Origin of the sequence: Pseudoflavonifractor hominis, from assembly GCF_014288125.1 — a bacterium.
In the GTDB taxonomy this organism is placed as follows: domain Bacteria; phylum Bacillota; class Clostridia; order Oscillospirales; family Oscillospiraceae; genus Pseudoflavonifractor_A; species Pseudoflavonifractor_A gallinarum.
The window spans coordinates 183,139-204,137 of record NZ_JACOPR010000004.1; the positions used below are offsets into that span (position 1 = coordinate 183,139).

Below are 20,999 nucleotides of genomic sequence, written 5' to 3' on the forward strand. Positions count from 1 at the left end.
GACACAAAAAGCGGCGCGGTCCCATTTCGAGACCGCGCCGCCGTATCGTTCCTTGGTACGCTTTGCATGCCGCCCCGCAAGCCGGGGCAGCCCATCCGTGACCCGAAACCGCTTCTTGTGGGATGAACCCCTGTCCGTTACGCCTCTGGGTGGAGCACATAGCGCTCCACCATCCGGCCCACGCCGTCCTCCTGATTGGAGGGGGCGATCTGATCGGCCGCTTCCCGGGCACAGTCCATCCCGTTTTCCATGGCAAAGGAGCACCCCGCCCAGCGGAGCATCTCCACATCGTTTCCGCCGTCCCCGAAGGCCATGACCTCCTCCCGGGCGATCCCCAGGCGGGCACACAGCTGCGCCAGGGCCCGGCCCTTGTCGGCGCCCGCCGAGCTGATCTCCAGGTTATGGGACAATCCGGAGGTCACATAGAGCCCCGGGATGGAGGCAAGCTCCTCCCGCAGCGGGGCGCGGACGGCCTCGGGGACGAAGAAGTTGTCGATCTTCTCCACCCGCCGTCCGGCCAGGATCTCCTCCAGGGAGTCCACCAGGGTGATCACCCGCTCGGCGGTGCGCTGAAATTCCGGCGACAGGCAGAAATGCTGTCCCATCTCGGCCAGCACGGCCCGCTCCAGGTAGGCCTCCCCGTCCGAGTAGGTCAGGAAGGGCACGCCTGCCCGGCGCAGCATCCCGAAGAGACGCCGCCAGACCGGCTCCTCCAGACCGTTCCGGTCCAGCCAGACATCCTCCGCCACGGCCCGGGTGCTCGTCCCGTTGCAGAGGATGGTGTAGTCCACGCACCCCAGCTTCTCCACGCTGTCCCGCACGAAGCACCAGGGCCGCCCGCTGGCCAGGACGATGTGCACCCCCCGCTCCGACGCCGCGCGCAGGGCCGCGCAGCTGCGGGGCGAGATGGTCACATGGTCCCGCTCCAGGAGGGTGCCGTCCATATCGGTGGCAATGAGACGGATCATTTACTTCTTCAGAGCCACCGCGGCGCGGGCCTGGGTCGCGATCCCCTCGGGGGTGAGACCGTAGTGCTCCAGCACCAGGGGGGCCTTGCCGGAGCGGCCGAACACGTCGTTGACGCCGTGGCGCACCACGGGCACGGGGCACACGCCGGAGAGATAGCCGGCCACGGCCTCGCCCAGACCGCCCAGGATGTTGTGCTCCTCGGTGGTCACGATGGCGCCGGTCTCCCGGGCGGCGCGGAGCAGCAGCTCCTCGTCCAGGGGCTTGATGGTGTGCATGTCGATGACCCGGGCGTCGATGCCGTCGGCCTGGAGCATCTCGGCGGCCTTCAGGGCCATCTGCACCATCATGCCGGTGGCCACGATGGTCACATCGCCGCCGTCCTTCAGGGTGGTGCCCTTGCCCAGCTCGAAGGTGTAGCCGGGGATGGTGTCGGTGACGGTCTCCACCGCCAGGCGGCCCAGACGCAGGTAGGCGGGGCCCTCATAGTCCAGCAGGGCCTTGACCGCCAGCTTCATCTCGTGGCCGTCGCAGGGGCAGCACACCAGCATGCCGGGAATGGAGCGCATGGTGGCGAAGTCCTCGCAGCACTGATGGGTGGCGCCGTCCTCGCCCACGCTCAGACCGCCGTGGGAGCCCACCACCTTCACGTTCAGGTGGGGGTAGGCCACGGAGTTGCGCACCTGCTCAAAGGCGCGGCCGGCGGCAAACATGGCGAAGGTGGCGGCAAAGGGCTTTTTGCCGCAGGTGGCAAGGCCGGCGGCCACACCGACCATGTTGCTCTCGGCGATGCCCATGTTGAAAAAGCGCTCCGGATAGGCCTTGGAAAAATTCTTGGTCATGGTGGCGCCCGAGAGGTCGGCGTCCAGCACCACCAGCTCGGGATACTGCTCCGCCAGTTCTACGATAGCCTCGCCGAAGGCGGCGCGGGTTGCGATCTTATCAGCCATGGTTTACTTCCCCTCCAGTTCGTTCAGCTTGGCTTCCAGCTCGGCATGGGCCTTCTCATACTGCTCGTCGTTGGGAGCCTTGCCATGCCAGCCGGCGTCGTTCTCCATGAAGGAGACTCCCTTGCCCTTGACCGTGCGGGCCAGGATGACGGTGGGCTTGTCGGTGCAGGCGCGGGCCTGCTCCAGCGCGTCGGCGATGGCCGCATAGTCGTGGCCGTCCACCTGGAGCACATTCCAGTTGAAGGCGGCAAACTTCTGATCCAGAGGCTCGGTGGGCATGACGTCGGCGGTCTTGCCGTCGATCTGAAGGCCGTTCACATCCACGAAGGCGCAGAGGTTGGACAGATGGTACTTGGCCGCGGCCATGGCGGCCTCCCAGATCTGGCCCTCGGCCACCTCACCGTCGCCCAGGACGGCATAGACCCGGTAGTCCTTCTTGTCCAGCTTGCCGGCCAGAGCCATGCCCACCGCGGTGGAGAGGCCCTGTCCCAGGGAGCCGGTGGACATGTCCACGCCGGGGACGTGCACCATGTCGGGGTGGCCGGAGAGATGGCCCTCAATGGAGCGGAAGAGCTTGAGCTCCTCCACGGGGAAGAATCCCCGCAGCGCCAGCACGGAGTAGAGCGCGGGCGTGCAGTGGCCCTTGGAGAGCACGAAGCGGTCCCGATCGGGGGACTTGGGCTCCTTGGGGTCCACCTTCATCTCGTGAAAATAGAGCACCGTCAGGATGTCCATCGCGGACAGCGCGCCGCCGATGTGGCCGGAAGCCGCCGTATGGACCATATCCATGCCCAGCAGGCGCCCTTTTGCAGCGGTGACTGCCAGTTCATGTACCTTTGCCTGTTCCATTTGATTCACCTGTCCTTTGAACGATATTTTGAACCATTGCTTTCAGTATAGCCCACCGCAGCCCAGTTCGCAAGATAAAAAACGCCTTTCTTCGTGCGGAAAGCAAATTCCGCCCCCCGCCCCCGGTCCGGAACCCGAAAAACGGCCCGGAGACCATACGATCTCCGGGCCGTCCCAGCGTGTCGAAAAACTTCGACACGCTTCTCAAAAATGCAAGCATTTTTTCGAGGGGATGCAGGCCGCCGCGCGCGTGCCCCTTTGGGGCACACACTAACGGCCTGAGCAGGGTGTTTTCCGACGTACATGCCGCCGGAAAACACGATTTTGACTCTTTTCCGCCGTCTGCGGACGGCGGAACTCTGCGAGGCTCTTGCAGCATAAATCACAGTAATACACTTTATCGACAGCCTGAAACGGCCCGGAGACCATACGATCTCCGGGCCGTCCTGTCTTGTTTATTTGCCGTTCTCATCCATGGCCAGCGCGGCGGCCTGAATGGCCTTCACCGACTCCTCAATGCCGATGCGGCTGTTGATGCACAGATCGTAGTTGTTCATATCGCCCCACTTTTTCCCCACAAAATGGTTGTAGTAGGAGGCGCGGTAGCGGTCCTGACGGGTCACGTAGTTTTCGATATGGACGCTCTCCACCCCATACTCCTCCCGGGCGCGGCGGGCCCGCTCCTCCAGCGGGGCCATCACAAAGACCCGCAGGCAGTTGGGGAACTCGTCCAGGATGTAGTCGGAGCAGCGGCCCACGATGACACAGGGGCCCTTTTGAGCCGCCTCCTTGATGATCTTGGACTGGGCGATGAACACCTGATCGGGCAGGGGCAGCATCTGCGTCATATTGTACAGATCGAACATAAAGCTGCCGGTGGGGCGGGTCTCCGCCTGGCGGATGTAGTTCTCCGTCAGACCGGTCCGCTCGGCCACCGCCTGAATGATCTCCTTGTCATAGTATGGAACCTCCAGCGCTTCCGACAGTCTCCGGGCGATGATGCGCCCGCCGGAGCCGTATTGGCGGCTGATGGAAATGACGACCTGTTTCATAAAAGGCACCTCCCTGTTTCGGTCGTGTTCCGGATCTCCTCCGGTATAGTATTATTATACCATAATTTCTCCAAACAGAAAGGTAATTTTGACACTTTTTTCAAAAAAATTGTCGTTCAGATCATCCGCAGGATCTCCCGCTTGAGGCGGGAGATGATCCGCTTCTCCAGCCGGGAGATGTAGGACTGGGAGATCCCCAGCCGGTCGGCCACTTCTTTTTGGGTCTGCTCCGCTCCGCCGCTGAGCCCGAAGCGCAGGGTGATGATCTCCCGCTCCCGGGGCTCCAGCTTCTCCAGGGCGTCGAAGAGGAGCTGCCGGTCCACATCCTCCTCGATGGGGCGCATGACCAGGTCGCTCTCGGTCCCCAGCACGTCGGAGAGGAGCAGCTCGTTGCCGTCCCAGTCGGTGTTGAGGGGCTCGTCAAAGGAGACCTCGGTCTTCTGATTGGAGGTCTTGCGCAGGTGCATGAGGATCTCATTCTCAATGCACCGGGAGGCATAGGTGGCCAGCTTGATGTTCTTGGCCGGCTTGTAGGTGGACACGGCCTTGATGAGTCCGATGGTCCCGATGGAGATCAGGTCCTCCAGCCCCACGCCGGTGTTCTCAAATCGACGGGCGATGTAGACCACCAGGCGCAGGTTGTGCTCGATCAGGCGCTTTTTCGCCCACTCGTCCCCCTCCTCCAGCCGCTGGATGAGCTCCGCCTCCTCCTCCCGGGGAAGCGGGGCGGGCAGCGTGTCGCTGCCGCCGATGTACATGACCTTTCCCGGCAGCGACAGGCCAAGCCTCGTCAGGAGCCGCTGTATCCCCGTGTAGATGCGCAGGCGCAGATTCATACCCTTTCTCCTCCTCCCGGTCCTCACCGGGTCTGATTTACAGCGCGCCGATGAGCGCGGTGCAGTTTCCTCCGTCGGATACCGGCGTGGGCGAGAGGGCCACCAGCAGGTCGCCCAGCTCCTCTCCCCCCACCCGGACCGAGTCAGCCCGGACCGCCAGGAGAAAGCCGCACTCCACCCCCACCGCCCGGTAGGGCAGCAGGCGCAGGCGGCGTCCCAGCGCGCCCTGGCTCAGCTTCTCCATCCCCTCCACCGGGTGGGTGAGGACCCATGGATCGGGGCCGCTCCCGGGCGGAAAGAGGTCCTCCAGCTTCCGCCCCTCCGCCACCAGCACCATCCGCCCGCTCACCGGATCGGTGAGGGTGTGGCCGGTGTCCACCAGCGTGACCAGGGATACCGTCCGCTCCCCCAGCCGCACCACGGCAGTGCGCAGCTCCCGGGGCGTGTGGACCGCCCCCCGCCGGAAGACCAGGGTCAAAAGCGTATAGCACCCGGCCGCCGAGAGCAGGATGAGCCGCAGGTCCATCCCGGAGTAAAAGATCCCGTTTTTCAGGGTGAGCCCCCGCCCGCCCAGCAGCGCGATGGCGAACACGCCGCCCCCGAAGGCGGCCGACACGCCGAAGAACACCAGGCTCACCCGCAGCAGGCGGGGACTGCGCCCGTAGGCCAGCAGGAGCATGGCCACCCCCACCGCCAGCTTGCAGAGGGGATGGAGCAGAAATCCCATCCCCGGAAAGCACACCGCGGCGGCATAGAGCCCGCCCAGCGCGGCCCCGGCCCCCAGCCAGAGGCGGCGCAGCCGTTCCCCCGCCAGCTTGCCCGCCGAGAGCAGGAGCAGATAGTTGACCGTCAGATTGAGCAGGAACAGCTCGTCTATGTAGACCACTGTCAACGGCCTCCCCCCTTTCCGTGCCCCCCATTATAAGCCCGTCCCGCCACAAAAAAGGTCATAAGCCGTTGCCCCCCATCTTCCTCACGCTTCCCCATGATACGACAAAACCGGCGCCCAGTAGGGCGCCGGCTGGCGTCTCAAAAATGCAGGCATTTTTGAGAGAGGGGATGCAGGCCGCTGCGCGCACTCGCTTACGCTCGCACACTTGCGGCCTGAGAAGTGTTTTTTCTGAGGCTCATGTCCTCAGAAAAAACGAATTCGGACGTTCTTTCGCCGCCTGCGGGCGGCGAAACTCTGCGAGGCTTTTGCGGAAAACCGTCCGGAGAGTGCATTTATGTATCAGAGCTTATTCCTCGATAAGTTCTCCCTCAAAGACGGTGGCGGCCCCTCCGGTCATGAAGACGTGGCCGGTCTCCTCGTCCCAGCGGATGTGCAGGCGGCCGCCCAGCAGGTCCACGTCGGCGCTGCGGCCGCACTTGCCGTTGAGCACCGTGGCCACCAGCACCGCGCAGGCGCCGGTGCCGCAGGCCATGGTCTCGCCGCTGCCCCGCTCCCACACCCGCATGCGCAGGTGGTCCGGGCCCAGGACCTGCACGAACTCGGTGTTCGTCCGGTTGGGGAAGCTGGGGTGGTGCTCAAAATCGGGGCCCAGCCGGGGCAGGTCCACCGCTCCCGGGTCGTCCACATAGAGCACCGCATGGGGGTTGCCCATGGAGACCGGCGTTACGGTGTAGTCCTCTCCCTGGATGGTGAGGACCCGGTTCTCCTCCCAGGTGGGGACCCCCATGTCCACCGTCACCGCGGACACCTTCCCGTGCTCCAGGTGGAGCTCCAGGTGCTTGATGCCGGCCAGGGTCTCCACCGCCAGGCTGGTCTTGCCCACCAGCCCCTTGTCGTAGGCAAACTTTCCCACGCAGCGGATGCCGTTGCCGCACATCTCGCTCTCCGAGCCGTCGGCATTGTACATCCGCATCCGCACGTCGGCACAGTCCGAGGGACAGATGCAGATCAGTCCGTCCGAGCCGATGCCGAAGTGCCGGTCAGACACCCGCCGGGCCAGGGCGGGCAGATCCTCCGGCATTTCCCGGGTACAGTCCAGGTAGACATAGTCGTTGCCCAGACCCTGCATTTTGGTAAACTTCACGCCAATTCCTCCTTATCCATACAGCGCCAGTCCCGCCTCCCGCTCCAGGAGGAGCCGGGCGGTCTCCGCCAGCTTTCGTCCGCAGATCATGCTTCTCTGCTGGAGCAGGCGGTGGGCCTGCCCCTCGTCCATCCCCCGCTGCTCCATGAGCCACTCCTTGGCCCGGCGGATGAGTTCCTCCTCCCCGGCCGGGCGGACACTCAGCCGGACGCTCTGGGCCAGGCCCAGCGCCCGCTCCACCCCCTCCAGCAGGGCGTTGCGGGAGAGCGGGGTGGAGAGGGTCACCAGCCCGTCGGAGCGCCCGCACAGGCTCAGCAGATTCTCCGGCGCCACCAGCACCATGGTGCGCCCGGCCGGCAGGTCAAAAAACAGCTCCTCCGCCGTGGCGTCGGGCAGCTTGTAGCCGCAGACCACCGTGGGGATCTGCGGCTGGCCCAGCAGGAGGCGGACCTCCGCCGCCGTGCGGCAGATCAGTCCCCGGGCCAGGCCCGCTCCTTCCAGCAGCGCGCGGACCTTCCGGCTGGTGTTCTCATTCTCAAAGGCAAGTACGACGCGCTCCAACCCCACTCAACTCCCTGTGCGCTGTGCTCCATCAATAGAGGGTGATGTATTTCTCCCGCTCCCAGGAGCTGACGCGGGTTTTATACTCGTACCACTCCTTCTTTTTGCCCTGGATGTAGTAGGAGGAGACATGATCCCCCAGGGCATCCATGAGCAGCTGGTCCTTCTGCAGCTCCTTGATGGCGCTGGAGAGGGAGTCAGGCAGGCTCTCGATCCCACGGGCGGCCCGGGCGGCGTCGTCCATGGCATAGATGTTCTCGGTGATCTCCTCCGGCGGGGTGAGGCCCCGCTCGATGCCGTCCAGTCCGGCGGCCAGGCACACAGCAAAGGCCAGATAGGGATTGCAGGACGGGTCGGGGGAGCGTAGCTCCACCCGGGTGGACTGCCCCCGGGCGGCCGGGATGCGGATGAGGGCCGAGCGGTTGGAGGCCGACCAGGCCAGATAGCAGGGGGCCTCATAGCCCGGCACCAGGCGCTTGTAGGAGTTGACCAGGGGATTGGTGATGGCCGAGATCCCCTTCACATGGGCCAGAATGCCCGCGATGAAGCTGTACGCCTCCTTGGAGAGTCCCCGGCGGTCATTGGGATCGTAGAACACGTTCTTGCCGTCCCGGAAGAGGGACATGTTGGTGTGCATGCCCGATCCGGCCACGCCGAAGATGGGCTTGGGCATAAAGGTGGCGTGGAGGCCGTTCTTCTGGGCCAGGAGCTTGACCGCCAGCTTGAAGGTCATGATGTTGTCGGCGGCGGTGAGGGCGTCGGCGTACTTGAAGTCGATCTCATGCTGGCCCGCGGCGTTCTCGTGGTGGCTGGCCTCGATCTCAAAGCCCATCTCCTCCAGGTTGAGGCAGATCTCCCGCCGGGTGGTCTCCCCGTGGTCCAGGGGGCCCAGGTCAAAATAGCCCGCCTCGTCGTTGGTCTCGGTGGTGGGGTTCCCGTGCTCGTCGGTCTTGAAGAGGAAGAACTCGCACTCGGGCCCCACATTGAAGGTGTCGTAGCCCATGGCCTTCATCTTCTCGGTCATGCGCTTGAGCACGTTCCGGGGGTCCCCCATGAAGGGGGAGCCGTCGGTGTTGTACACGTCGCAGATCATCCGGGCCGTCTTGCCGAACTGGGCCCGCCAGGGGAAGATAGTGAAGGTGTCCCGGTCCGGGTAGAGGCACTGGTCCGACTCGTCGATGCGGACAAAGCCCTCCACCGAGGAGCCGTCAAACATGATCTGATTGTTGACCGCCTTCTCCACCTGGGAGGCGGTGAGGGCCACATTCTTCAGCTGTCCAAAGATGTCGGCAAACTGCATGCGGACAAATTTGATGTCCTCCTCCCGCACGATGCGGATGATGTCTTCCTTACTCAGTGCCATGATGAATAATCCCCCTTTAAATATATCAGTCTGTCAATGAAGTGTATTCTGCGATTTGTGCTGCAAGAGCCTCGCAGAGTTCCGCCGTCCCGCAGACGGCGGAAGAAAATCAAATCGTGTTTTCCGGCGGCATGTACGTCGGAAAACACTCTGCTCAGGCCGCAAGTGTGCGAGCGAAAGCGAGTGCGCGCAGCGGACTGCATCCCCCTCGAAAAAATGCTTGCATTTTTGAGAAGCGTGTCGAAGTACTTCGACACGCTGTGTGATCCTGGCAAAAAGGGCGCTCCTCTCCCGTCCTTCGGGAGCCGGAACGCCCTTGTCCTCGACTCATGTACTTCCCTTCCCGCGCCGGAAGGGCCGTCTTGTCCATCCTACCATATCCGTCCCTCTTTGGCAAGGGGGAGGGGAAAGGAATCTCGCCCCTCCAGCACCGCCCACTGGGCGTTGTCCAGCCGGTAGCGGCGGTTCATCTCCGCAAAGCTGCCCCCCTCCAGCCAGCAGAGGGTCCCCTTGATCACCGCGCTGTGGGCCACCACCAGGGCGGTCCCCTCCCCGGAGCGGCTGATCTGTTCCAGGGCGGGCAGGACCCGGCAGAGCATGGCCGCGAAGGACTCGCCCCCCAGGGGGGCCATGCGGAGGCGGTCGGCCTCATAGCGCCGGTACTCCTCCCGCCAGCGCTTCTGGATCTCGGTCCAGGCATGTCCCTCCCAGTGGCCGAAGGAGATCTCCCGCAGGCCCTCCACCGGCTCGGGCGTCAGGCCCAGCAGTCTGCCCGCGATCTGGGCGGTCTCCAGGGCCCGCTTCTGGGGGCTGGCATAGATCCGCTCCACCCGCTCCCCGGCCGCCAGCAGGCGGCGGGCCAGCTCGGCGGCCTGGGCCCTGCCCCGGTCGTTGAGGGTGGTGTCGCTCTGTCCCTGGATCTGTCCCCGGGCGTTCCAGTCGGTCTCTCCGTGCCGTGCCAGCAGCAGTCTCATAGCGTCCTCCTCACTTGGCCGCCGCCCGGCAGTTGAGCAGCAGTCCCGCAATGATGACCCCGATGCCCAGGAACTGGACTGGGGTGGGCATGGCGTCTCCCAGCAGCACCACCCCGCCGATCAGGGTAAAAATGATCTCGCCCGCGATGGTCCCCTCGGCCAGGGACAGGAGCTTGGGGTCCCCCCGTCCCAGATTGGTGGCCTGGAAAAAGAGGATGGTGGCGATGACCGCCGAGAAGATGGCCACCAGCAGCGCCTGGAAGCACTGGCTCCCGCTGGGCAGCCGTCCCTGGACCACCGCCACGGCCGAGAGGGCCAGGAAGAAGGGCAGACTGCAAATGGTCATGCCCAGCACCCGCTGGGGGGTGTCCAGCTCCTCCCCGCACAGGTCCATCATCTTGCGGTTGCCCAGAGGGTAGGCCACCGCCGCCACCGAGATGAGCCCCAGGCAGGTCAGCACCCCGCCCCCGGCCTCCCCACTCAGGAGGCGCTCGCTCTGGATGAGGACCACCCCCAGCAGGATGACCGCCACCGCGCCCAGGCTCCGGCGGGGGATCTTCTTTCCCCACAGGGGATTAAGGAAGACCCCCGCCACAATGGTCAGCTGCCACAGGGACACCGTGAGCCAGGACTCCCCGAAGTCGGAGGCCCAGGTCAGCGGGGCGTAAAAGAGGCCGAAGCCCACCGTGCTCCAGAGCAGCCAGGGCCCCGGACTGCGCCGGATGGACTCCAGCACCGGGCCCAGCTTGTGCCGGGCTCCCACCATCCCCCACAAAAACGGCAGGGAGAACAGATAGCGCAGCGACGCGCTCCAGATCCAGTATCCGCCGGAGAGATTCATGCTCCGGTTGAGAATAAAGGTAAAGGCAAAGAAAAAGGAGGACAGGATACCCAGTCCCAAGATGCGTTTCATGACAAGCTCCTCTCTCCGGCGGCGGGCCTCCGGGATGGGACGGAAACCGCACGGTCTGTCTCATTCTAGACGGCAAAACGCTCCCCTGTCAAGGTCTGCCCCGGCGGCGGGCGGGAAAATCCGCGGTTTTTTCCCGTTTCCCTCCCCTTCACGGGCACAGAAGTCTTGCAAACTTCGTATCCATCAGTATATAATAGGAAAAGTCACCTGTCCCTGCCCCGGCGGCGGGCGGGCGCCGATAATACAAAGGAGTGAATGATATGCCTGACGAACTGAATCCACCCGTAATGGCCCAGAACTTTATCCATGATTTCATTGACGAGGATATCGCGCAGGGCGGTCAGTTCCAAGGTATGACCGTCCACACCCGTTTTCCCCCCGAGCCCAACGGCTACCTGCACATCGGCCACGCCAAGGCCATCTTCGTGGACTTCGGCACCGCTGAGAAGTACGGCGGACTGTGCAACCTCCGCATGGACGACACCAACCCCACGAAAGAGGATGTGGAGTATGTGGAGGCCATCCAGGAGGACATCCACTGGCTGGGCTACGACTGGGGCGACCGGTTCTTCTTTGCCTCGGACTATTTTGAGCAGATGTACCAGTACGCCGTGGAGCTCATCAAGAAGGGCCTTGCCTATGTCTGTGAGCTCACCCCGGAGCAGTTTAAGGAATACCGCGGGGACGTGAACACCCCCGCCCGCTCCCCCTACCGGGACCGCCCGGTGGAGGAGTCCCTGGACCTCTTCGCCCGGATGCGCGCCGGCGAGTTCGAGAACGGCCGCATGACCCTGCGGGCCAAGATCGACCTCACCAGCGGCAACTTCAACATGCGCGACCCGGTCATCTACCGCATCAACCATATGCACCATCACCGCCAGGGGGACAAGTGGTGCATCTATCCCATGTACGACTTCGCCCATCCGCTGGAGGACGCTCTGGAGGGGATCACCCACTCCCTGTGCTCCCTGGAGTTTGAGGACCACCGTCCCCTCTACGACTGGGTCATCCAGCACTGCGATGTGCCCGCCAAGCCCCGCCAGATCGAGTTCGCCCGGCTGGGCATCAACTACACCGTCATGTCCAAGCGCAAGCTCCGCCAGCTGGTGGAGGAGGGCCGGGTCTCCGGCTGGGACGATCCCCGCATGCCCACCCTCTGCGGCCTGCGCCGCCGTGGCTACACCCCCCGCTCCATCCGCAACTTCTCCGAGCGCAACGGCGTGAGCAAGGCGGCCTCCACGGTGGAGTTTGCCTTCCTGGAGCACTGCCTGCGGGAGGACCTCAACGAGACTGCCCAGCGCGTCATGGCGGTCCTGCGCCCCGTGAAGCTGGTCATCACCAACTACCCCGAGGGTCAGAGCGAGACCTTCGAGGTGGAGAACAACCCCAACCGGCCCGAGGACGGCACCCGGACCGTCACCTTCTCCCGGGAGCTCTATGTGGAGGCCGAGGACTTCCTCCCCGAGCCCGTGCCCAAGTACAAGCGCCTCTATCCCGGCGGACCCGAGTGCCGCCTGAAAGGCGCCTACCTCATCAAGTGTGTGGGCTATGAGACCGACGATGCCGGCAACGTCATTGAGATCGCCGCCGAGTACGATCCCGACAGCCGGGGCGGCGATCCCGCCGACGGCCGCAAGGTGAAGGGCGCCACCATCCACTGGGTGGACGCCGCCACCGCCGTGGACGCCGAGGTCCGCCTCTATGACAACCTCTTCGCCGACGCCGAGCCCGATGCCGGCGACAAGAATTTCCTGGACTGCCTGAATCCCGGCTCTCTGGAGGTCCTCACCGGCTCCAAGGTGGAGGCCAGTCTGGCCGGCGCCCAGGCGCCCGCCTCCTACCAGTTCCTCCGCCAGGGCTATTTCTGCGTGGACAACAAGGATTCCCAGCCCGGCCACCTGGTCTTTAACCGCTCCGTCAGCCTGAAGGACAGCTTCAAGCCCGGCAAGTAATCCAGTCTGTCAAGCCTGTGGGCGGTATCCAATGGGATACCGCCCACGTTTTGAAATGAGGGAAATGTGATGTATCTGTTCCGCAACGACTACTCCTTCGGCGCCCATCCTAAGGTGCTGGAGGCCCTGTCCGCCAGCAATCTGGAGGGCAACCCCGGCTATGGCTTCGACCCCCACTGTGAGGCGGCCGCCGCCCGGATCAAGGAGCTCTGCCAGGCCCCCCAGGCCGATGTGCAGTTCCTGATCGGCGGCACCTCGGCCAACTTCACCGCCATCGCCGCCTTCCTCCGCCCCTGGGAGGGGGTGTTCTGCGCCCAGACCGGCCATGTCAATGGCCACGAGTCCGGCGCGGTGGAGGCCACCGGGCACAAGCTCCTCCCCCTGGAGGCCGGCCCCGACGGCAAGCTGACCCCCGCCCTCATCGAGGCGGCCCTCCCGGCCTATGAGGACATCCACCTGGTCAAGCCCCGGCTGGTCTACATCTCGGACGCCACCGAGACCGGCGGCGTCTACACCAAGGCCGAGCTGGAGGCCCTCTCCGCCTGCTGCCGTGCCCACGACCTGCTCCTCTTCCTGGACGGCGCCCGCCTGGGCTGTGCCCTCACCTCCCCCGCCAACGACCTGACCCTCCCCGATCTGGCCCGCCTGACCGACGCCTTCTACATCGGCGGCACCAAGAACGGCGCCCTCATGGGCGAGGCGCTGGTCCTGGTCAACCCCGCCCTTCAGGGGGATTTCTTCCGCATCAAGAAGCAGCGGGGCGCTGTCCTGGCCAAGGGCTGGCTGCTGGGCGCCCAGTTCGAGGCCCTGCTGAAGGACGACCTCTATTTCCAGCTGGCCCGCCACTCCAACGACATGGCCCGCAAGCTCCAGGACGGACTGAAGGCCAAGGGGTACTCCTTCCTCTTCGAGTCCCCCTCCAATCAGATCTTCCCCATTGTGCCCGACGCCATCCTCCCGGAGTTGGAGCGGATCTGCGCCTTTGAGGTATGGGGCGCGGCGCCCGAGGCCGACCATACCGTCATCCGCCTGGTGGCCAGTTTTGCCACCGAGCCCTCCGATGTGGACGGGCTGCTGAACGAGTTCCCCCTGCCCTGATTTCAACCGGAGGGATTTTTATGGACAGTGAACTGCTGAAACTGCGCATCCCCTCGTACATCTACCGTGTGGCCCAACTGCTGGAGATCGTGGTGAGCCTCATTGTGATTGTCGCCATCACCTTGTCGGTCTGGTCGGTTCTCTTGGAGCTGAACATTATGACAAGCGGCCCCGGCAATACCGATCTGCTCCAGACCTTTCTGGCCGACGTTTTTACCGTGGTCATCGGCATCGAGTTCCTCAAGATGCTCAGCCGACACAATATGAGCTCGGTGGTGGAGGTCCTCCTCTTCGCCATCGCCCGCCAGATGGTCATTGAGCACACCACCGCGGTGGAGAATCTGGTCATGGTGATCGCCATTTCCATTCTGTTCACCATCCGGAAATACCTGTTTATTCCCGGACTGGACGACAAAAAATACAGTCCCCACAGCAAGAAGCGCGCCGACGCGGAGGAGTCCGCCCAGGAGCACATCCACTCCTGAGGCGATGAAAAGAGGGTGTACGGGAAACCGTACACCCTCTTTTGTCATATGGTATCCTCTTCCGGCTGCTTCTTCCGCACGGAACATCCGGCCAGGACCAGGTAGAGGACCAGCAGGATCACACCCAGCAGGAACACCCCTGCCGACGGCCTCCACTCCACGATAAAGCGGCTCAGATCGACCTCCGGCGTCCAGGAGTACTCCCGCCCGGTGGAAAGGCTCCAGATCTGTTCGGCGCTTCCCTTTGCAAAGAGCCACATGGGCCCGCACAGGGCGGTCATCAGGAGGGCCGGAACCAGGCGCCTCCGGTCCCGCCGGAAGAGCCACAGATACCAGAGCTCCAGCAGGACCAGCAGTCCGGCAAAGAGCCCACCCTGATACCGGTAGCACCAGATGGGAAGGATGTCCAGGCAGTAGGCGCCCCAGAATCCCAGCACCACCAGGAATCCCGCCGCCGGGAGGAGTGCCCGGCCCCGGGGCAGGGACCACACCGACAGACGGAAGCCCCCTTTTTCCTGAAAATGCCGCCGGGCGAGGCCCATGGTCAGGGCGGTCAGCGCCGCGCCCAGCGCCAGCCAGAGGAAGAGCACCCCCAGCACCATCCCCCTCTGCCGGCCCGACAGCCACAGCTGGAACCAGGTCGACAGGAGCGTGCTCCCTCCTCCCGCGATCAGGACGAGCCCGCCGGCCGCCGCGCCGGCGATCACGCTCAGGTTGACCGCCAGATTCATCCCGGCGTTCCCCAGCCAGAACCAGCGGGAGTGGTAGGCGTAGTACCGCTGGAGGTAGACCCCGTAGGCCATGCAGCCCAGATAGGCCAGGTAGCACACCAGCAGGGGCACAAAGAGCCGCAGGAGATAGAACAGGATGCCGCCCCCCAGGGCAAAGGCAAAGGAGAGCAGGCTCTGGACATCCGTCCGGGTCAGGGCGCGCACCGGCTTTTCTCCGTCCAGCAGATCGTCCACGCTCACCCCCAGGGCCCGGGCCAGGGGCACCAGCAGGGGGACGTCCGGGTATCCGCCCGCCGACTCCCAGCGGGAGATGCTCTTGTTGCTCACCCCCAGGGCGTCGGCCAGCTCCTGCTGGGTCATGTTTTTTTCCTTGCGATAGCGTTTCAGGCGTTCACTGAATTCCGCTTCCATGGTTCCGCCTCCTTTCTTTCTGGCCCCATTGTAGCAGGAAATCGCTCTCGCAGCCACCCCACAGGGCGGGAATTCCCTCCCGGGGGGCGAGAATCGCGCCGTCAGGTCTTTTTTGTGTCACCTTTTCGCTCCTTCTGCGTCCAGAAGAGGGGAGCAAAAAACACTCCCACACAGCCCCCTTAGGAGGTGTATGCTTTGAAGGAAGAAGCTCTGCTTCGGCACATCCAGGCGGGACGCCGCTGGGCACTCCACGCCGCCATCCGGCGCTACACCGGGTATGTGACCGCGGTCGCCGCCCGCACTCTGGGGCCATCCCTCCTCCCCGAGGATCTGGAGGAGGTGGTCTCCGACGTGTTTGTGACCCTGTGGCTCCGCTCCGGTGACATCCAGAGCGGTCCGTCCCTGCGCCCCTGGCTGGCCGCCGTGGCCCGGAACAAAGCCGCCGACCGCCTGCGCCGCACCCGGGGTGTCCTCCCCCTCTCCGACACCCTGCCCGCAGTGGGTGATCTGCCCGAGGCCCTGGTGGAGCGGCAGGAGTGCCACGCCCAGCTCCGTCGGGCCGTGGAGTCCATGGAGGAGCCCGACCGTACCCTGTTTCTCCTCTACTACTACGAGGACCAGCCCCTGAAAGAGGTGGCCCCCCGCCTGGGTCTGAGTCTGGCGGCCGCCAAGGCCCGTTTGAGCCGGGGCCGGAAACGCCTGAAAGAGGCGCTATTGAAAGGAGGAATCGACCATGCGTGATCACCTGCACGATCTATGGGAGGACCTGGACCTGCCCGAGGCCTACCCCACCGTGGACCCCCGCGCGGTCCGGCGCCGGGTGGACGCCGTATTGGACAGCGCAAAGGGACGAGGCCCCCGCCGGCCCTTGCGGGTGGCCCTGGCCGGCCTCCTGCTGGCCGCGGCCGGGATTACCGCCAGCATCTCCATCGCCCTCGCGGATACCGGACAGGCCCTTCCACCCATCGTCTCCGACCCGCCCGCTGTCTCCGACCCGCCCGCCGTCACTCCCACCCCCACGCTCCCCCCTGACGACCACGGGTGGAGCATTATCATCACCCCGGAGGACTATGACAGCGGAAATCCCACCCGGGACCGGACCGATGAAATCTCCGCGCTGCCCGTCTACCCCTCCGGCCCCCTCTCCGCCGAGGCGCAGCAGGCCGCCGCCGAGGATCTGGCCGACGCACTGGATACCACCCTCCGCGGCACCGACGGTCCCGGCGTCTTTCTCCTGGCCGACGGCACCCAGCTCTCCTTCTCCGCAGATGCCCCCGAGGTGGTCATCGAGCCCACCTATTGCTCCCCTGCCGACCTGCTCTCCCGCCTCACCGGGGGAGGCGCCGTCGAAACGGCCAAGTCGGTCCACTATTCCTTCTCCGGGGAGCCCGACACCCAGTCCCGTTCCTTCCCCGCCGATACCGGGCAACCACTGGAGGAGCAGCTGCTGGACTACACCTTCTCCGCCGCCCGGTCGGACAGCGCCACCTCTCTGCGCCTCACCCTCACGCTGGTCCAGCAGGGGGTCTACCCCATCCGGAGTACGGAGGAGGCCCTCTCCCTCTTCCGCGCGGGAAACTACTTCGGCGTGGAGACCCGCCCGGAGGAGGCCCGCGTCCTGTGGGTCCAGCTGATCTACCGTACCGACGGGATTGGCTCCTCCTTCCTCCAGCCCTTCTATGAGATCATCTATATGCAGGCCTACTGGGATCTCACTCCGGTGATGCACACGGAGAAGGTCCACCGCTACTCCAGCATCAGCTCCGCCTATGTCCCAGCCGTGACCGACCCCTACCTGGATGAGCTCCGTCCCACCTGGTATATCAATGACACCGACACCGGGCACGGCATCTATGCCCCCTCCTGACCCCCAAAAAACAAACGCGGCCGCCGCAGAAGATTCGTTCTGCGGCGGCCGCGCCCTGTTCTCTCTGCTTATTTCTTGTGATCCTCGGCGATCTCGCCGCTGCGGAAGGCCCAGAGCAGGGCCATCAGGTCGTCGATCTGCTCCTGGAGCTGGCGGCCCACATCGGTCCCGGCGATCTTCATGCGGGATTCCAGCCGCTCAAACACCACCGAGCTGGAGGCGATGTCCTGATTCTCCCGGATGGCGTTGCGCCGGCCCACAAAGGGCTCATGGGAGACCAGGCGGAAGCAGCCCGAGTTGTAGATCAGGGTATAGCCCGCGATGCCGGTGGTCTTCTGATAGGCCTTGCAGAAGCCGCCGTCGATGACCAGCAGCTTGCCCCCCGCCTTCATGGGGCTCTCGCCCTTCTTGGACTTGACCGGGATGTGGCCGTTGATGATGTGGCAGTGGGGACCCTCCAGCCCGAACTCCCGCAGCAGCATATCGCACACGGCGGGGTCGTTGTAGAACTGGTAGTAGGGATTCTTGGGCTCGGTCCAGGTGGACTCGTCCACGATGAGCCGCCGCTCGAAGGTGGTCATCCGGTCCCGGCCGAAGATGGGGCTGTTGCGTCCCGCCCAGAGGAACCAGAGGAAGTCCATACCGAACTGCCGCTCGGGAGAGCCGGGCTTATTGTAGTAGGCCCGCCGGGCAACCAGGTCGGCATAGTCCAGGAAGGCCCGCCCCGAGAGGTTCTCGCAGCCGATGGAGAAGCGCATCAGCTCCCCCTCCGCCGTCATGGGGATGCAGCCGTGGAAGAGGAGGTTCCCGTTGAACACCTTGTAGAGGCTGCCCTTGGAGTAGAGGAAGCGGATGTGCCGCTGGAGCTTTTCGCTGTGCCGGAAGGAGGCGGTGAGCTGGTCGATGAGGACAGACTCCTCCTCCGTGAGGGCATAGGGGTCGTTCCGGTCCACGGTGGGGAAGTCGGTGTCCTCCAGCGGATAGGTGGTGCCCCCCAGGGTGATGCACTTGTTCTCATAGTCGATCTTGTCCAGGAGCAGCCGGTCGTTCATGCCGAAGCAGGGATTGCGCAGGATCTTCTGCCCCTCCAGCTTGAAGAGGATGATGGTGATGGCCTTGTGCATCCGGGCGGCCAGCATCTTGTCCTTCTCGGTGTAGTGGGCCTCGTCCTCATTGGTGAGCTTGACGGCGAACTGGTGGATGTCACAGTCCTTGTACACCTCGTTGGCAAAGACCGACAGGGGCCGCAGGGAGATGCCGTATCCGGTCTCGATGACCTCCAGGTTGTTGTAGCGCAGGGAGTTGGCCAGCACGGTGGCCACCAGGGTGCGGGAGCCGGAGGCCGCGCCCATCCACAGGATGTCGTGGTTGCCCCACTGGATGTCCACGCTGTGGTACTCCATCAGCGAGTCCAGGATGATGTCGGCCCGGGGGCCGCGGTCAAAGATATCGCCCACCAGGTGCAGGTGGTCCACGGCCAGGCGCTTGATGAGCTCGCACAGCTGCACCAGGAAGTTGGAGGCCCGGTCGATGTCGATGATGGTGGAGATGATGTTCTCGTAGTAGTCCCGCTTATCGCTGTCCTCATAGTGGGTGTGGATGAGCTCGTCGATGATATAGGCGTACTCCTTGGGCATGGCCTTACGGACCTTGGAGCGGGTATACTTGGAGCTGACCTCCCGGCAGACCTCGATGAGGCGGTGGAAGGTGATGCGGTACCACTCCCGCATGTCGTCGTTCTCCCGCTCGATCTCCTCCAGCTTCTCCTTGGGGTAGTAGATGAGGGTGGCCAGCTGGTCCAGCTCGGCCTTGGAGACGCTGGTGCCGAAGAGCTTGTCCAGCTTTTCCCGCACCACGCCGGAAGCGGAGTTGAGGATGTGCAGAAATGCCTCGTATTCGCCGTGCACATCGGAGATGAAGTGTTCCGTGCCCTTGGGCAGGTTCAGGATCGCCTGGAGATTGATGATCTCGGTACTGGCCGCCTGAACGGTGGGATACTGCCGGGCCAGCATTTTCAGATAGTGCAGATTTTCGGACCGGTAGGTTTTCGATGGCTTCATGCGGGGGCCTCCTTTTCTAATCTTTGGTAATCTTCATTATGTCACGTTCTCCCTCCGGTTGCAAGGGGAGGCGTGTCCTTTCCCTCTTCCACACCGGATTTTTCCATCCGGTTTTCCCGGTGCATTCGTTTTTCTGTTGGAATTCCAACATACAAATGGGCCATTCTCCCCTATACTGATGCCATGATCCAGAAAACCACCGGCCGCAGCTTGCTCCGGCCATAAAAAGGAGTTAGACTATGGAAAACAAGATGTTCTGCTATCAGTGCCAGGAGACCGCCGGCTGCGCCGGATGCACCCGAGCCGGCGTGTGCGGCAAGACCGCCCAGGTGGCCAACACCCAGGACCTGCTGGTCTATGTGACCAAGGGGCTCTCCGCTGTCACCACCGCCCTGCGTGCCCAGGGCGAGGCCATCCCCGCTTCCCTCAACCAGCTCATCACCCTCAACCTCTTCACCACCATCACCAACGCCAACTTTGACCAGGAGGCCATCCTCCAGCGCATCCGGGATACCCTGGCGGCCAAGGCCCCCCTGCTGGCCCAGGTCCAGGATCCCTCCGCCCTCCCCGCCGCCGCCCGGTGGGACGGCTCCGGCGACTGGGAGGAGAAGGCCGCCCAGGTGGGCGTGCTCTCCACCGAAAATGAGGACATCCGCTCTCTGCGGGAGCTCATCACCTACGGTCTGAAGGGCCTGTCCGCCTACTCCAAGCACGCCAACGCCCTGCTCCAGGCCGACGAGGAGATCGACGCCTTCCTCCAGCGGGCCCTGGCCGCCACTCTGGACGACACCCTCACCGCCGACGACCTGGTGGCCCTCACTCTGGAGACCGGCAAATACGGCGTATCCGGCATGGCCCTTCTGGACCAGGCCAACACCCAGGCCTACGGCAACCCCGAGATCACCCGGGTCCAGCTGGGCGTGGGCAAGAACCCCGGCATCCTGGTCTCCGGCCACGACCTGCGGGACCTGGAGATGCTGCTGGAGCAGACCAAGGACACCGGCGTGGACGTGTACACCCACTCCGAGATGCTCCCCGCCCACTACTACCCCGCCTTCAAGAAGTACCCCCACTTTGTGGGCAACTATGGCAACGCCTGGTGGAAGCAGAAGGAGGAGTTCGAGTCCTTCCACGGTCCCATCCTGATGACCACCAACTGCATCGTGCCCCCCAAGGACAGCTACAAGGACCGGCTCTACACCACCGGCGCCGCCGGATTCCCCGGCTGCAAGCACATTCCCGGCGCCATCGGGGAGGAGAAGGACTTCTCCGCTCTCATCGAGCACGCCAAGCGCTGCGCGCCCCCTGCCGAGCTGGAGCAGGGTGAGATCGTGGGCGGCTTTGCCCACGCCCAGGTGCTGGCCCTGGCCGATCAGGTGGTAGAGGCCGTCAAGAGCGGAGCCATCAAGAAGTTCGTGGTCATGGCCGGCTGCGACGGCCGCGCCAAGAGCCGCAGCTACTACACCGACTTTGCCAAGGCCCTGCCCCGGGACACCGTGATCCTCACCGCGGGCTGCGCCAAGTACAAGTACAACAAGCTGGACCTGGGCGACATCAACGGGATTCCCCGGGTGCTGGACGCCGGCCAGTGCAACGACTCCTACTCCCTGGCCGTCATCGCCCTCAAGCTCAAGGAGGTCTTTGGCCTCTCCGACATCAACGACCTGCCCATCATCTACAACATCGCCTGGTATGAGCAGAAGGCGGTCATCGTCCTGCTGGCCCTGCTCTATCTGGGGGTGAAGAACATCCACCTGGGCCCCACCCTGCCCGCCTTCCTCAGCCCCAACGTAGCCAAGGTCCTGGTGGAGAACTTCGGCATCGCCGGCATCCGCACCGTGGAGGAGGACATGGCCCTCTTCTTCGGCGAGCAGGCCTGAGCCCCCCTTCGCCCT

Annotated in this window: 19 protein-coding genes; 6 read left to right on the forward strand and 13 right to left on the reverse strand. The window is 64.3% G+C overall.

The genetic code is table 11. From position 1 onward, the window contains the following. Positions 1 to 137: 137 nt before the first annotated feature. The 11 genes from H8S34_RS08625 to H8S34_RS08675 all read right to left on the reverse strand — a co-directional run bounded on the left by H8S34_RS08625 (position 138) and on the right by H8S34_RS08675 (position 10,500). Complete coding sequence (locus tag H8S34_RS08625; protein ID WP_186963731.1) at positions 138 to 968, reverse strand: HAD family hydrolase; 831 nt, start codon at positions 966 to 968, stop codon at positions 138 to 140. Further along, positions 969 to 1,916: a transketolase family protein gene (locus H8S34_RS08630; RefSeq protein ID WP_186963732.1), complete on the reverse strand. Its 948-nt coding sequence runs from the start codon at positions 1,914 to 1,916 to the stop codon at positions 969 to 971. It abuts the gene before it with no gap. A gap of 3 nt (positions 1,917 to 1,919) precedes the next feature. Further along, positions 1,920 to 2,765 (reverse strand): transketolase, encoded by an 846-nt coding sequence (locus H8S34_RS08635; protein WP_101692733.1) that lies wholly within the window; start codon positions 2,763 to 2,765, stop codon positions 1,920 to 1,922. A 455-nt stretch (positions 2,766 to 3,220) separates the two neighbouring features. Further along, positions 3,221 to 3,817, reverse strand: a complete 597-nt coding sequence (locus tag H8S34_RS08640) for a cytidylate kinase-like family protein (protein WP_101692732.1) — start codon at positions 3,815 to 3,817, stop codon at positions 3,221 to 3,223. A 116-nt stretch (positions 3,818 to 3,933) separates the two neighbouring features. Continuing rightward, positions 3,934 to 4,653 (reverse strand): RNA polymerase sporulation sigma factor SigE, encoded by a 720-nt coding sequence (sigE, locus tag H8S34_RS08645; protein WP_101692731.1) that lies wholly within the window; start codon positions 4,651 to 4,653, stop codon positions 3,934 to 3,936. Between the two features lie 37 nt (positions 4,654 to 4,690). Next, entirely contained in the window at positions 4,691 to 5,539 is an 849-nt protein-coding gene (locus H8S34_RS08650) for a sigma-E processing peptidase SpoIIGA (RefSeq protein WP_366485807.1), read from the reverse strand. Positions 5,540 to 5,891: 352 nt separating this feature from the next. Continuing rightward, a complete protein-coding gene (gene dapF / locus H8S34_RS08655) occupies positions 5,892 to 6,689 on the reverse strand; it encodes a diaminopimelate epimerase (RefSeq protein ID WP_366485808.1) in 798 nt (265 codons plus the stop codon). A gap of 12 nt (positions 6,690 to 6,701) precedes the next feature. Beyond that, positions 6,702 to 7,250, reverse strand: a complete 549-nt coding sequence (locus tag H8S34_RS08660) for an ANTAR domain-containing response regulator (RefSeq protein ID WP_186963734.1) — start codon at positions 7,248 to 7,250, stop codon at positions 6,702 to 6,704. Positions 7,251 to 7,281: 31 nt separating this feature from the next. Next, a complete protein-coding gene (glnA, locus tag H8S34_RS08665; protein WP_186963769.1) occupies positions 7,282 to 8,616 on the reverse strand; it encodes a type I glutamate--ammonia ligase in 1,335 nt (444 codons plus the stop codon). 368 nt (positions 8,617 to 8,984) lie between these two features. After that, the gene (locus tag H8S34_RS08670) at positions 8,985 to 9,587 is read right to left on the reverse strand and encodes a histidine phosphatase family protein (protein WP_186963735.1); all 603 of its coding nucleotides are present in this window, start codon (positions 9,585 to 9,587) and stop codon (positions 8,985 to 8,987) included. A gap of 10 nt (positions 9,588 to 9,597) precedes the next feature. After that, the gene (locus H8S34_RS08675) at positions 9,598 to 10,500 is read right to left on the reverse strand and encodes a DMT family transporter (RefSeq protein ID WP_186963736.1); all 903 of its coding nucleotides are present in this window, start codon (positions 10,498 to 10,500) and stop codon (positions 9,598 to 9,600) included. Between the two features lie 260 nt (positions 10,501 to 10,760). Between H8S34_RS08675 and H8S34_RS08680 the strand changes: the two genes are divergently transcribed. The 3 genes from H8S34_RS08680 (at position 10,761) to H8S34_RS08690 (ending at position 14,035) form a co-directional block, all read left to right on the forward strand. Further along, the gene (locus H8S34_RS08680; RefSeq protein ID WP_101692724.1) at positions 10,761 to 12,452 is read left to right on the forward strand and encodes a glutamine--tRNA ligase/YqeY domain fusion protein; all 1,692 of its coding nucleotides are present in this window, start codon (positions 10,761 to 10,763) and stop codon (positions 12,450 to 12,452) included. Positions 12,453 to 12,521: 69 nt separating this feature from the next. Beyond that, on the forward strand, positions 12,522 to 13,550 hold the full coding sequence (locus H8S34_RS08685) for a threonine aldolase family protein (RefSeq protein WP_101692723.1): 1,029 nt from the start codon (positions 12,522 to 12,524) through the stop codon (positions 13,548 to 13,550). A gap of 20 nt (positions 13,551 to 13,570) precedes the next feature. After that, positions 13,571 to 14,035: a phosphate-starvation-inducible PsiE family protein gene (locus H8S34_RS08690; protein ID WP_101692722.1), complete on the forward strand. Its 465-nt coding sequence runs from the start codon at positions 13,571 to 13,573 to the stop codon at positions 14,033 to 14,035. A 44-nt stretch (positions 14,036 to 14,079) separates the two neighbouring features. On the opposite strand, the gene H8S34_RS08695 is transcribed toward H8S34_RS08690, so the two are convergent. Further along, the gene (locus H8S34_RS08695; protein WP_180956833.1) at positions 14,080 to 15,177 is read right to left on the reverse strand and encodes a helix-turn-helix transcriptional regulator; all 1,098 of its coding nucleotides are present in this window, start codon (positions 15,175 to 15,177) and stop codon (positions 14,080 to 14,082) included. A 195-nt stretch (positions 15,178 to 15,372) separates the two neighbouring features. Between H8S34_RS08695 and H8S34_RS08700 the strand changes: the two genes are divergently transcribed. Then, positions 15,373 to 15,918 carry an RNA polymerase sigma factor gene (locus tag H8S34_RS08700; RefSeq protein ID WP_243207962.1) on the forward strand — a complete coding sequence of 182 codons (546 nt, stop codon included), beginning with the start codon at positions 15,373 to 15,375 and terminating at the stop codon, positions 15,916 to 15,918. Continuing rightward, positions 15,911 to 17,044 (forward strand): hypothetical protein, encoded by a 1,134-nt coding sequence (locus H8S34_RS08705; protein WP_186963737.1) that lies wholly within the window; start codon positions 15,911 to 15,913, stop codon positions 17,042 to 17,044. The genes H8S34_RS08700 and H8S34_RS08705 overlap by 8 nt, the downstream gene beginning before the upstream one ends. 68 nt (positions 17,045 to 17,112) lie before the next feature. Here H8S34_RS08705 and H8S34_RS08710 read toward each other — a convergent pair whose 3' ends face one another. Beyond that, positions 17,113 to 19,104 carry a fructose-1,6-bisphosphatase gene (locus H8S34_RS08710; protein WP_101692719.1) on the reverse strand — a complete coding sequence of 664 codons (1,992 nt, stop codon included), beginning with the start codon at positions 19,102 to 19,104 and terminating at the stop codon, positions 17,113 to 17,115. 239 nt (positions 19,105 to 19,343) lie between these two features. Here H8S34_RS08710 and hcp point away from each other — a divergent pair, with 239 nt between their 5' ends. Further along, entirely contained in the window at positions 19,344 to 20,984 is a 1,641-nt protein-coding gene (gene hcp / locus H8S34_RS08715) for a hydroxylamine reductase (protein WP_101692718.1), read from the forward strand. The last annotated feature ends 15 nt before the right edge of the window (positions 20,985 to 20,999 follow it).